Here is a 13,092-nt window from a genome sequence, read left to right on the forward strand (position 1 = left end):
CCCATTATGAATGACTACCGCGATCCTTCCCTTCCTGTCGAACTCCGCGTCGAAGATCTCCTCCGCCGAATGACTGTCGCGGAGAAGGCGGCTCTGATGTTCCACCCTTCCACCAGCCCGGGTGGAGTTGATTTGACGCACGCAGCCGCTCTTGCTGCGGCCGACCTATATGTAGGTAACTTGGGCATCAACCACTTCAACGTGCTGGGCGGACAAGACTCACTCGTAGTGGCAGAGTGGCACAACACGCTGCAGGAGATCGCGGAAGGTACCCGGCTCGGTATCCCTGTGACTGTCTCAACTGACCCTCGCCATGGCTTTCGGAGCAATCCCTTTACGGGGCAGGCCCTCGGCAGGCTCTCGCACTGGCCGGAGATGACGGGCATGGCAGCGATCGGCGACGTAAGGTCCGTTCACGCCTACGCGGATACGATGCGCCAAGAACTGCTAGCGATGGGTATCCGGGTGCTTCTCGGACCGATGGCCGATATTTTCAGCGAACCTCGCTGGTCCCGTGGTTCTGGCACCTTTGGCGAAGATCCAGAGCAGGTTGCGGCGCTAACTGTGGCGTTCATCGAAGGGTTGCGAGGCGGCAAGCACATTAATCCGCAATCAGTGGCCACCGTCATAAAACACTTCCCGGGAGCTGGTCCGCAACTCAAAGGGGACGACGCGCACGACCGCCGCTACCCGGAGCAGGTGTACCCGGGTGGTATGCAAAACTTACACTTGATGCCATTTCGACGGGCCTTCGCCGCTGGAGCGTCGCAGGTCATGACCTACTACGGCAAGCCCGTTGGGACATCCTGGGATGAGGTTGGTTTCGCATTCAACGGCCCCGTCGTCCGCGACATCCTGCGGCGGGAACTCAGCTTCGACGGAATAGTGCTGACTGACTGGAATCTACTTGAGGCTGAGCACATAGGTGGTCTCATGTTCGGCCCCAACGGGTGGGGTCTCGAACACCTCGACTCGAAGGAGCGAGCTGCCATTGCAATTGATGTCGGCGTCGATCAATTCGGCGGCGACCGGAATCCGAAGCTGATAGAGGAACTCGTCGATTCAGGCCGCATCTCCGAGGCTCGCATAGACCAGTCTGCTCGTCGACTCCTGAGTGAGAAGTTCCGACTTGGTGTCTTCGAAAACCGGCGGGTCGACCTCAGTAACGCACACTCGGTGTGCGGATCCGCGACCTTCATGGAACGCGGGATCGCAGCCCAACGCGCGTCGCTCGTACTGCTTTCAGCCGACAAAGCAGCATTGCCGCTGACTGCGGGAACGCGAGTGCACCTCGACGGATTAGCCGCCCAAGATATCACCGAGGAACTGGTGATAACTGACGACCCGGGGACTGCCGACGCCATCCTTGTAAAACTCGACGCTCCGTTCGAACCAGGCCGTGGCTCCCTCGGTGACTTCTTCCATGGAGGTACGCTCGAATTCCCTCCTGAGACCGTCGAACGCGTCAACAGTTACGCCCAGCAGGCCCCGGTATACCTCGTTGTCTACCTGGAACGCCCCGCGGTGCTCACTCCATTTATAGGCCTCGCAACAGTCATGATTGGTGAGTTCGGTGCAAGTGACAGAGTATTGTGCGATGCCCTGACCGGGCGCAGTCCGATAACTGGAACCTTACCTTTTGACCTCCCCTCATCGATGGCCGAAGTCGAGGCCTCCCGGGAAGACGTGCCCTTCGACACGGCGGATCCCCTGTTCCATGCGGGCTTTGGGCTGCAGCGCCCTGTGATAGTCCCATTGACTACGAACGCCTAACCTTAGGTGCACCTAGCTTTAACGGACAACACGATGCGCGAAACTGGAAGAGTCAGGCCGGGTCCGTCGAGCTGCGCTCCGGAGGAAAGCTTCACCAGCCTTCGGAGCGCAGCGCAGGACAACGTCAAGGGTTCGTCCGCACCAAACTAGAATGGTCCGACTTCTCAGCGACCTTGGATGTGTTTCCCCCCCGATCAATTTCGTACTGACACCGATGGGCGGTCAACACTTGCATAAGAACTCTCAAGAAGACTCTCGGCCGATGGCCTTCTCAAACGTCGAGGGATCGAAGTAGGCCTTCTCCGAGCTGATCTTGCCGTCCACGATGGTGTCGAAAAGCGTGGCATGCCAGCTAACGAGGACTCCACCCGCAGGTGCTCCAGGACCGATGTACCGAGCCGTGCTTAGTAGCTCTCCGACAACGTGGGTTTCGTTGGCGACGAGTGTGAGAATTTCAGCCTTAAAGTCCGACCGGTCGAATTGGCCGTTGTAGTCGATCATGTGGGTTCGGAAAGCTTCGATCCCATGCACTGGCTGATCCAGGAAGGGCATATCCACGTAGACCATGTCGTCGTTATAGCAGGTGACCAACTTGTCGATATCATCGCCCGCCCACGCCTCGATCTGCTTGCGGAACAAAGCCTCATTGGACCGAATGATGTCGCTGGAGGTCTCCCCGTCCTGAATCTGGCGTAGGGAGCATTCAGCCAAGAAGTCATCGACGGGGCGAGGCCGCCGGCCCGTTAGTCGCTCGACAGTATCTGTTAGCTTCGACGTATGACCATTGATGATACTGATGTTGAGCCGTGTCAGGTAGGCGACGTACTCTTCGGGAAGGTTGTCGCGTCTCATCCGTTCTTCGGCCTGGCTCAACGTTTCCTCAATGGGGACGGTCTGGCGGCCGGTCAACGCCCTGAGCCTCTCTGCCAGCCCATCGAGCGTTAGGGCTTCCGGCCCGGTCAAGGTGACCGCCTCACGCCGGCAGAGGCTGGAGTCCAAGAGTAGTTCGACGGCCGTCGCCGCGATATCCCTAGTGTCGATCCACGATACAGCGGAGCCACCGGTCGTCATGACCAAAATGCCTTGATCGCGGATCATGCCGGCAAAGAAGTGCTCGTCAGCGAGATCCTGCACGAACCAGTTGGGTCGAATTATGGTCCAGTCGAGGTCAGACTGCTCGACGACCACCTCAACACGCCGTTCCTCGTCGGCGTCGGAGCGGAACTCCGCAGCAACCTCCGAGTGAAGCACCAGACGCGAGGCTCCAGTCTGGGTCATGAGAGCAAGAAACTCGCTCACTAGAACAGCGACACCGCCGCCCTCCGGCTTGATGAGGTAAACACCATCGGCGCCGTCGAGAGCTGCGGCCCAAGACCCCTTGTCGCTCCAATCGAAGAGCACCGGGATTGCTCCTTGGGCACCATCGTAGGCTGCAGGGTTGCGAGTTGCCGCCCGCACACCGAGCCCTCGATCGAGCAGAGCGGGGACGAGGTGCCGACCTGTCTTGCCGGTCGCGCCCAGTACCAAGATTGTTTTCAAAGTGATTCCTAACATTTCAAGAATGAATTCGTTGCGGAGGCAGTAGCTTGATCCGCAACGTTTGGTTACAGACCTTCGGAGGGCTTTTCCCAGATGGAGAGCGCAAGAGCTTCCTCGACGCCACGCATGTTGAAGGCGATAGCGTCTTATGAATCAGCAGCACTGGATCTTATTCTTCCGTCGACGGTCGTCGAGATGTTGTCCCGCATGGCACAAATGTTATTAGGCGGCTATCAGAAAGGGAGAAGGCAATCTGGTCAATCTTGCGCTAGCTAGTACGTCTTACGAAGGACAGTGCACCGTGTGGCGAAGAGTTGTACTCGCCACACGGATTCTCTCACCGATGGCATTTGCCGACGTTGGCGCCAATCGCCACGTGTCTCGAACGGTCGCTGGCGACATTTTCCGGTGTCGGCCCAGATAGGGCCCATGTGCTGGTGACTCAGCCAGGGTCCACTTCGAGCAAACCGGGCACTGGCAGACTGCGCCAAGTGTCCTCAGAAACTGCGCTTTCTGCGTAGTCCCACAAATTCGTTAAACGATTTGTTCTTCCATGCCGGGCCGAAAGCCGGGGGTAACGGGGAAGATGAATGCACTCGAGGCAGTGAACCTCGAACTACTTACCAGAGTGGTCCCATCGGCGGCTGGCTGGAACTGTTATTTTCGAGCTCCGTGAAGAACATTCTCTGTATTGAGCTGTATTTCTAGTCCATACCCCCGCACAGACTAATGGATGTCGGTGGACGAGCGCCCGATCTGGGAAGTCTTCACATTATCGCGGCGGAGCACGAGTGGGCCACCACGGGCCCTTTCACGTTCGCGAGCAAAAAAGTCGTGGGCGACAATCTTGAAAGGAAATGTCATGTCATACGACACAATTGTGGTTGGAGCAGGACTCGGCGGATTGAAGACAGCTCGAGACCTCGCAGGTGCAGGGCAGACGGTGCTGCTCCTGGAAGGTGGGACCCGGATCGGTGGTCGCGCGTACTCCAGAGAATCCGCGGCGGCCGGCCACCTGCAGGTCGAAATGGGAGGGGCGTACCTGCACCGAGAGCATCACCCACGTCTCGCTGCTGAGCTGGATAGGTATGCAGTTCCGACAACTCCAGCTGCCGACTTCACACTTTTCAGGCACCAACTGGGGGCCACCGCCTTAAACCGCGCGTTTCCAGTCCCTGTTTCGGAGGCCGTCGCGGTCGAAGCAGCCATTTACACGATGCTCAAGGATGCGCATCGGATTGATTTAGTCAAAGGCCTGGAAAACCAGGGGCTCGATGACCTTGACATCCCGCTCATAGACTACGTAGACGCCCTGAATCTTCCGCCAGTCTCCAAGCAATTCCTACTCTCGTGGGCGTGGAACATGATGGGTCAACCAGCTCATGAGTCCAGTGCCTTGTGGGCACTGCAGTTTGTCGCTGCTCATCACTACAGCTTGCTGGGCGTCGTTCTTTCTATCGATGAAGTGTTTACCAATGGATCAGGCGAGCTTGTGGGTGCAATCAGCAGAGATGTCCCCCATCTTAAGTTGGGATCAGTCGTCACAGACATAGATCAATCAACCTCCACGACACGGGTGACTGTCCAGAGCGGCGAAACTTTTGATGCACATTCGGTAGTTGTCGCAACGCCCATGAACACCTGGAAGAAGATCACTTTTTCGCCGCCGCTTCCAGAAAGTCGCCGCCCAGTTGTTGAGGAGGGACATGGTTGTCGAGGGCTGAAGCTGATCGTTCATGTCCGTGGGACCCAGCCAGGGGTTGCGTGCATCGGGGATGGTGTCCTCCCAACGCTTTACGACTATTGTGCAGTCGCCGAAAATGAACGTCTTCTGGTAGCCTTCACTGACTCCAGCTCATTCGATCCGACGGACGCCAAGGCTGTTGAAGACGCCATACACCACTATTTGCCGGAAGCTGACGTCCTCGGCGTGGACTACCACGACTGGTTAGGAGATCCGCTCTTCGAGGGTCCTTGGGTTTCTCCACGAGTCGGGCAGTTCAGCCGGGTTCATAAGGAACTCGGGCAACCCTTCGGGAGAGTCCACTTTGTCGGCTCCGATGTTTCGTTGGCCTTCCCGGGATACATAGAGGGTGCCCTCGAAACGGCCGAACGCACCGTAGAGTCCATTCTTACCTCCCATAGGTACTCGTCGAAGACAGGTCAGCTAGCAATTGGCAAGATCGGCCCATCAGACGATGGGCGTTGACCGGGCCGTTAGCCGGGCCGCAAATTGGGACCGCGCGGTGCTGTTCGCGCTGCATATAACCATCCAATACACACGTCCCGAGGAACAGATAGTCGACAGCAACTAATCTAGACAAAATCGTTCCGCGGGGTTCCAAAGGGGAGATCGTGCCAGGTATCAGCCTTGATGGGGTATTTCAGAAATTAAATCATTTGCTGCTCGAGGCAACAAAAGCGCGTACACCGTTCACAATCCTGCAACTCGCCACAGTCGACGGAGCCGGAGCGCCAAAAGTCCGAGGCGTGGTCGTCCGCCAGGTTGAGGATGGAAAGCTCTCATTTATCACCGATCTTCGGTCCCCAAAAGCTAAGGAGATAAGCGAACAAGCCCTGGTTGCGCTCAGTGCATACGATGCTGACAAATCAGTGCAGTTGCGCATAGAGGGCAGCGCGCTGATCAACGCAGACGAAATGCGGCGCAAGGAATTCTGGGATAACTTACGGGCCCACACCCACCACCTCTTTAACTCCAGCATCTCACCGGGCGCCGAGCTACCGCAGCCGGAAGATACGCCGACGATGGGGATCCAAGCACACTCCCCTGGCTCTGGGGAGCTTTACGAACATTTCGGCCTTGTCGATGTCACGGTCGGGCGCTTCGATTGGCTTGACCTCTCATCATACCCTCACCAGAGGTGTCAGTTCACCCGCAACCACGACAGCTGGAAAGCCATATGGGTCGCTCCTTAGAGTACCGGCTGCTTGAGACCGGGCCGAGGCTAAGTCTGACGCTCTGGACCTCATGATGTCACTGAACTATGGCCGTGCGCCTAATCGCCCTTAACCGGCTTACGACCCAGCACCGCAGACTGTGGAGACTAACTGGCCTGAAAGGTCGATGACTTCCTCTCACTCGTCCAGGGCCGTAACTCGCCGGTCTGGCCCGCGGATTTCGTCAGCGAAAAGCCAACTTTCCCGAAGGACACTTTACCCGGGCCAGCAACCTGCTCCTCTGTGATGTTTGCCTTCGCTGCGAACAATCGATCGCTTGGTTGTTACCAGCAGTGGAAAAGCATCGCCCGGCGCAAGCAGCCTGGAGTGCGCAGGCGGCGGTAAAACCCTATCGACGGAACGGGTCGGCGAGATGTCGCACGCGCCTACACGTGAAGTTTCGAGAGTCGCCTTTACCGTGTCTGACGAGGATCATTAGGACAACGATCCACCGGCCTCTGTGCCACGACCACTTACACCTACTAGTCGTCGTTAGCCTGCGCTTCCTCGATGACGTTGTACCAAACAGTCTGATGGTCTACCTGCTGTAGTTCATCGAGCCTTGCGCGTGTGGAGAGAAAAGCGGGATCCTCGTGCCAAGCCTCCCAGTCACGCTGATTCCTCCATGTCCCCACGATGACCCGAACGTTGGGGGCGTCAGCAGGTGAAAGAAGCTGGCCCGACATCCAGCCCTCCCTATCGTGGGCTGATCTGAAGCGTTCTCGGATTAGCTGATCCCACTCACTCTCTGAGCTTGACTGGAGCTGCATGGTACTGACAACGGTCATCATAGGACCTCCTAGAAGGATCGGCTTCCACCAAGCACGTCTAGTTAGATTCTTAGGTTATGAGCGCCTTGTCAACGGGAGTAGCGCCCCGGCACTCCGTATTTTCCCCGGTTTCGTGTGTTTCTTGACCCGGAGAACGATTGCTCGCGGAAGGCAGCGGCGCTCTATCCCGTAAGTTAATTGAATTGATTGCCGGTTGAATCCCCTCTTTATCCCCCTCGTCGCCACCGGCGCCTTGGCATCCAGACCCCCTCTGCGGAAGTCCCTGTCTTCGCGGCTAGCTCCAGGCTCACAGCACCGCCAATGTCTGGTTGAGTCTGGGCAGGCTCTAATCGGGACTTCCGTCTCCATCACGCCACTTTCGCCCTGGGCAATCAGGCGAGGTTGCAGTGTGCCAAGACCTGGCATCAGTGGTTGTGCATAGCGGCTACTGCAGGGACGGTTTGTCCAATGATTGAGCGGACATGCATTGTTAGGCTTCGAATCCTTGATCCAGATCCCCTCGGCAAGCCGATGCCGCCGCGGGCAATCCACGAAGGGACGCCCATGACTCCGATGCCCGCCTCCACCGACGGGAATGCCGCCCAGGTGCAGAGAACTACGCCCGCGGGACCGTTAGCCGGTCTGCTCGTCGCCGATTTCTCCCGAGTCCTGGCCGGTCCTCTGGCCACCATGACGTTGGCCGATTTGGGCGCACGGGTGATCAAGGTTGAGCGCCCCGGCAACGGTGATGACACCCGCAGCTGGGGACCACCGTTCTCCCCCACCGGGGCCACTTACTTTGACAGCGCTAACCGCAACAAAGAATCCGTATGCCTGGATTTGTCCGAGCCCGGTGACCGGCAGCTGGCGAGGGAGCTCGCCCTGCGTGCTGATGTCCTGGTGGAAAACTTCAAGCCCGGCGGTATGGACAAACTGGGCCTGGGCTACGCTGAGCTCTTCGAAGGCAACCCCGGACTGATCTATGCCTCTATCTCAGGCTTTGGCAGCGCCGGTGGAGCCACACTGATGGGCTATGACTTCATCGTCCAAGCCATGGGCGGCCTGATGAGCATTACCGGCGAGGAGCATGGAGGGCCCACCAAGGCCGGCGTCGCATTGGTCGACGTGCTGACAGCCAAAGACACCACGATTGGCGTCCTTGCCGCCCTTGCAGCCCGAGCCACCTCGGGGCTCGGCGCCCATCTGGAGCTTAACCTTCTCTCCAGCCTGCAAGGCGCTCTGGCCAACCAGGGCCAAGCCTTTCTGGGTTCGGGTACCGTGCCGCAGCGCATGGGAAACGCCCATCCGTCGATCGTGCCCTACCAGTTGCTTCAGTGTGCGGACGCGCCGCTGGCGGTGGCCTGCGGCAACGACGGGCAGTTCGCCAAACTGACCCAGGTCCTGGGCATTGCTGGGCTTGCCCAAGACCCCCGTTTTGCCACCAACAACGCCCGAGTGGAACACCGCACGAAATTGGTACCCCTCTTGGAGGACGCCCTGTCCTCGTCATCTGCCCTCATCTGGCAGGACAAGCTCATCGACGCGGGCGTTCCCGCCGGCCATGTGGCAAGCATTGAGGAAGGCCTTGAGTACGCTGAGTCCCTAGGTCTTGAACCGACAATCGAGGTCTGCAATGTCGCCGGCGACCCGGTCGGGCGGCAGATCCGCCATCCCATCACGTGGATCCCCGCCATTCCGGCGCCTGCGGCCGCTCCGCCCTCTTTGGGCGAGCATAGCGGCGCCGTCCGTGCCTGGCTGGCCGACGGCGCCGACGATGGACACGCTTCCCAATGGAAGGGCGCTGATAAAAAGCCGACGAAGCACTGAGCGAGACCGGGTTTACACCCAGCGCATCGCTAGCCACAGGTTCGCCGCCACATCGGGGTCGTCCGGATCTGCCTGCAGCAGTTCCGTGGCTATTCCCATCCGGTGGCGCAGCGAATTCCGGTGGATCCCCAACTCCCGGGCGGCGCCCTCCCATTGGCCCCGATGGCGCAGATAGGCACGTACGCTGCCGATCAGATCCGCCCGCTGATAGCTGCGCAGCGCCTCCACCCAGCCTTGAGTTCGCGGGTCAAGGGCCCCTTCCGGTACGTCGACAATCTGCCCGTCATTCAGCGCACGCACCATGACGGCCAGCTGCCCAACCTCATCGTGCACACGCGCCAGCGGCATTGGCCGGCTCAGCACTGCCGTGACGACGATATTGCCAGCAATGGCGCGGGGATCCCGCGGAGAGACGCCCACCGCGCTATCCGGAATTCCCCCGGCGTCGTGCTCCGCGTCCAGCAGGTAGAAACCAACGCCGTTGGCTTTATGGCGCAGTCGGCAGGAACGCAGGGCACCTGCAGCCTGCGGCCAGCCTGTCGCGGCACGCAGCCGCGACTCCAGTTCGCCGTAATCCTCGGCTGCGTCGGTCCCGCCTCGCACCACCAGGACACGCACCGCTCCGGCGGGTACCATGATGCCGAAATCCGGGGCCAGGGCCCTGCCAGCGTCAACATGGCCGGTGAGAAAAAGCTTTGTAACGGCCGAGCCGAGCGCGGCAGCGGTGGCGTCGCTCTCCTGCTGCTGGGCGGCCTTGAGCGAGAGCAGGACGCAGACGGTCATAATGACCTGCCGGTCGGCCCGCGTCAGTTTGCGCCCGGCACCAATGGCCAAGAACCCGACCGTTCGCCGGCCCACCAGCACCGGATATTCGACGACGTCGGTGCCATGAATCTGAAAGGTCGAGGCGGAGTGTGTCACCGCCATATCAAGCCGCGACGTTTCTCTGCGCAGCTGCTCCACTATCGTGTGGTTGTCTGCGGGCCACAGGGTTTCCACGGCGTTGTCCGCCGGAAGATAGGCCACCCAGCCGCCTAGCGCCTGGGCCAAGGCCTTGACGACGGAAGGGAGGGCATCCGGCTGCGTCGCCGCCCGGGCCAAGGCAGTCTGCGTGCCGAGGCTGGCGGTCAGGTCCGTCTGGCCCTCCCGGCCTACCAAGTCCCAATAGGCCCGGGACACGTCCATGAACGGCGTGCCCTCAGGCACAACCAGCAGCTCGAGCCCCGCCGACGCGCAAGCAGAGATCAAAGCGGGCGGCACTTCATCCACGCCGGCACCCAGACCAAGGCCCAAGGCGGCGATGCCGCGCTCCACGAGGCGTCTGACATAGGCGTGCACCTTGGCCTCTCCCCCGGAGACAGGCATGCCGGTGGTGAGAAGGAGCTCCCCGCCCTCCAAATACGGTGTCGGGTCCTCGAGCTCGGAGATATGCACGCCCGAGATTTGCCGGCGGACCACGTGCCCTCCCGAGGCGGGACGTAGATCCCTGCCCAATTTCGTGTGTAGCTGGGCCAGACTTATCACACAGTGGTCCTTTCCAGGGAGACGCAAAATCCTTTGGACATTCTAGCTAATTTATTCTCATTCTTAGACAGACCATCCAATGCCAGGCGGGGAAGGGTTCACTACGTTATTTTTATGACGAGTTCCACAGATAGCCTGCCCCAGACCCGCCACATAGCCACGGCCATTCCCGGCCCGACGTCCGCTGCGCTGCACCGTAAACGTGAAGCGCATGTCACGTCGGGATTCGGCGTAGCTATGCCCGTCTTCATCAACCGCGCGTCCGGCGGCATCCTGGAAGATGTTGACGGCAACCGCATCATTGACTTCGCCTCCGGCATAGCTGTGACCAGTGTGGGCGCTGTGAACGCCCGGGTCCAAGCGCAGGTGGCCGCCCAGATGGCTAGGTTTACCCACACCTGCTTCATGGTGACCGAGTACGATTCTTTCACCCAGGTGGCCGCGTGGTTGAACGCGCATATCCCGGGAGACTTTGAGAAGCGCACCGCGCTCTTTTCCACCGGAGCCGAAGCCGTGGAAAATGCCGTCAAAATTGCCCGTGCCGCCACGGGTCGGAAACGAGTTCTGGTATTCGACGACGCCTACCACGGCCGATCCCTCCTCACAATGGCAATGACGGCCAAAGTCAACCCCTACAAGAAAAACTTCGGCCCGTTCCCGGACGAGGTCTTCCGCGCTCCCACAGCCACCCGGCTGTGGGCCAGAGCAGGCGAGGAAGCCACGGCCGCCACAGCATTGGCCGAAGTCGAGGCACTGCTGAAGGCCAACGATCCCGAGACGTTCGCCGCCATGGTCATCGAACCCATACAAGGCGAGGGCGGCTTCCTGGTCCCCGCCCCCGGCTTCCTGGGCGGACTGCGGGAACTGGCCACCAAATACGGCATCGTCCTTGTTATGGACGAGATCCAGACCGGCATGGGACGGACCGGCAAGCTCTTTGCCAGCGAGCACGAGGGCGTCGCCGGCGACCTCACCCTGACCGCCAAAGCCCTCGCCGGCGGCCTGCCCCTGAGCGCCGTCACCGGACGGGCGGAGCTCATGAACGCGCCGCATGCCGGCGGACTCGGCGGCACGTACGCCGGAAACCCGGTGGCCTGCGCCGCCGCCATGGGCGTATTCGAGACCTTCGAAGACGACACGCTTCTGAAGAACGCCCTGGCCATCGAGGCCACGGCCCGCGAGGTTCTTCGGCCTCTGGTGCACAGCACTGCGATCATTGCAGAGTTCCGCGGGCGGGGCGCTATGCTCGCCGTCGAGTTCGCGGACAAGACGACCCTGGAACCACGTGCCGACCTTGCTGCCCAGGTGGCCGCCTCATGCCACCGGCAAGGTGTCCTCGTCCTGGTCTGCGGGACCTACGGCAACGTTATCCGGCTACTGCCGCCCCTGGTCATCGGCCCAGAGTTGCTACGCGACGGCCTCGATGTGCTGCGCGAGGCTATCCTGGCGGCCAATGAAGGCCAATCGGACACTGCCAGCGCATCAGCGCTGGCAGTTGTCTAAGCCCCACCCAGAAGACCCTTGGAGAACACCATGAACGAAACCTCTGATCTGCTGAACGTCGACTCCCTTTTCAGTTCGGAAGAACTTGCCCTGCGGGACAAGGTACGAAGCTTTGTTGACGGCACGATCCGACCCAATATAGCTACTTGGTATGAGCAGGCGGTCTTCCCGGCGGAGATCATCAAGGACATGGCTGAGCTGGGCTTGCTGGGCATGCATTTGAAGGGTTACGGCTGCCCCGGCCGCTCCGCTGTGGAATACGGCATCGCGGCCATGGAACTTGAAGCGGGCGACTCAGGCCTGCGCACCTTCGTCAGCGTCCAAGGCTCACTGGCTATGAGCGCGATCTACAAGCATGGCTCCGAGGAGCAAAAAAACCAGTGGCTGCCCCAAATGGCCGCCGGCGACGTCGTAGGGTGCTTTGGCCTGACCGAACCCACAGCCGGCTCCGATCCGGGCAGCATGAAGACCTTCGCCCGTCGCGATGGCGACAGCTGGGTCATCAACGGCTCCAAGCGCTGGATAGGGCTGGCGTCCATCGCCCAGATCGCCATCATTTGGGCCATGACCGACGACGGCGTCCGGGGCTTCATCGTGCCCACCGACACTCCCGGCTTCGAGGCCACCCCGATTGGCCCCAAACTCTCCATGCGGGCCTCCATCCAGTGCGACATTGAGCTTAGAGAGGTGCGCCTCGCGTCCACGTCGGTACTGCCAAATGCCAAGGGGCTCCGCGGCCCGTTCGAGTGCCTCAATGAAGCCCGCTACGGCATCATCTGGGGAGCCATGGGCGCAGCGCGGGACAGCTACGAGACGGTCGTCAGCTATTCACGGGAGCGCCTGCAGTTCGACAAGCCGCTGGCTGGTCACCAGTTGACCCAGGAAAAGCTGGTCAACATGGCCCTGGAAATCAACAAGGGCATGCTCTTGGCGTTGCAGATTGGCCGCCTCAAGGAGGCCGGCCAGCTCAAGCCGCACCACATCTCCGTCGGTAAGCTCAACAACTGCCGCGAGGCCATCCAAATCTGCCGCGACGCCCGCGCCATGCTGGGCGGCAACGGCATAACCCTGGACTATTCGCCGCTCCGCCATGCCAACAACTTGGAATCGGTGCGTACCTACGAGGGCACCGATGAGGTTCATACGCTGATCCTCGGCAATCACATCACAGGCATCCCGGCCTTCCGCTAAGCCGCGT

Annotated in this window: 9 protein-coding genes; 6 read left to right on the plus strand and 3 right to left on the minus strand. The window is 60.3% G+C overall.

Annotation, left to right across the window (positions count from 1 at the left end):
- The first annotated feature begins 6 nt into the window (after positions 1-6).
- Positions 7-1,773 carry a glycoside hydrolase family 3 protein gene (locus BACI9J_RS12515; RefSeq protein ID WP_159734673.1) on the plus strand — a complete coding sequence of 589 codons (1,767 nt, stop codon included), beginning with the start codon at positions 7-9 and terminating at the stop codon, positions 1,771-1,773.
- Positions 1,774-2,016: 243 nt separating this feature from the next.
- Here the strand turns inward: BACI9J_RS12515 and BACI9J_RS12520 are convergent, their stop codons facing one another.
- The gene (locus tag BACI9J_RS12520) at positions 2,017-3,312 is read right to left on the minus strand and encodes an NAD(P)H-binding protein (protein ID WP_159734674.1); all 1,296 of its coding nucleotides are present in this window, start codon (positions 3,310-3,312) and stop codon (positions 2,017-2,019) included.
- An 862-nt stretch (positions 3,313-4,174) separates the two neighbouring features.
- Here BACI9J_RS12520 and BACI9J_RS12525 point away from each other — a divergent pair.
- Both BACI9J_RS12525 and BACI9J_RS12530 read left to right on the plus strand, forming a co-directional pair.
- A complete protein-coding gene (locus BACI9J_RS12525) occupies positions 4,175-5,521 on the plus strand; it encodes a flavin monoamine oxidase family protein (RefSeq protein ID WP_159734675.1) in 1,347 nt (448 codons plus the stop codon).
- 146 nt (positions 5,522-5,667) lie between these two features.
- A complete protein-coding gene (locus tag BACI9J_RS12530; RefSeq protein WP_159734676.1) occupies positions 5,668-6,249 on the plus strand; it encodes a pyridoxamine 5'-phosphate oxidase family protein in 582 nt (193 codons plus the stop codon).
- 503 nt (positions 6,250-6,752) lie between these two features.
- Here BACI9J_RS12530 and BACI9J_RS12535 read toward each other — a convergent pair.
- The gene (locus tag BACI9J_RS12535; protein ID WP_159734677.1) at positions 6,753-7,061 is read right to left on the minus strand and encodes an antibiotic biosynthesis monooxygenase family protein; all 309 of its coding nucleotides are present in this window, start codon (positions 7,059-7,061) and stop codon (positions 6,753-6,755) included.
- Between the two features lie 552 nt (positions 7,062-7,613).
- On the opposite strand from BACI9J_RS12535, the gene BACI9J_RS12540 reads away from it, so the two are divergent.
- Entirely contained in the window at positions 7,614-8,867 is a 1,254-nt protein-coding gene (locus BACI9J_RS12540; protein ID WP_159736462.1) for a CaiB/BaiF CoA transferase family protein, read from the plus strand.
- Between the two features lie 12 nt (positions 8,868-8,879).
- On the opposite strand, the gene BACI9J_RS12545 is transcribed toward BACI9J_RS12540, so the two are convergent.
- Positions 8,880-10,391 (minus strand): PucR family transcriptional regulator, encoded by a 1,512-nt coding sequence (locus tag BACI9J_RS12545; protein WP_159734678.1) that lies wholly within the window; start codon positions 10,389-10,391, stop codon positions 8,880-8,882.
- 114 nt (positions 10,392-10,505) lie between these two features.
- Here BACI9J_RS12545 and BACI9J_RS12550 point away from each other — a divergent pair, with 114 nt between their 5' ends.
- Both BACI9J_RS12550 and BACI9J_RS12555 read left to right on the plus strand, forming a co-directional pair.
- The gene (locus BACI9J_RS12550) at positions 10,506-11,894 is read left to right on the plus strand and encodes an aminotransferase class III-fold pyridoxal phosphate-dependent enzyme (RefSeq protein WP_159734679.1); all 1,389 of its coding nucleotides are present in this window, start codon (positions 10,506-10,508) and stop codon (positions 11,892-11,894) included.
- A gap of 30 nt (positions 11,895-11,924) precedes the next feature.
- The gene (locus BACI9J_RS12555; RefSeq protein ID WP_159734680.1) at positions 11,925-13,085 is read left to right on the plus strand and encodes an acyl-CoA dehydrogenase family protein; all 1,161 of its coding nucleotides are present in this window, start codon (positions 11,925-11,927) and stop codon (positions 13,083-13,085) included.
- The last annotated feature ends 7 nt before the right edge of the window (positions 13,086-13,092 follow it).

It is taken from the genome of Arthrobacter sp. 9V (assembly GCF_902506065.1).
Classification (GTDB): Bacteria; Actinomycetota; Actinomycetes; order Actinomycetales; family Micrococcaceae; genus Arthrobacter.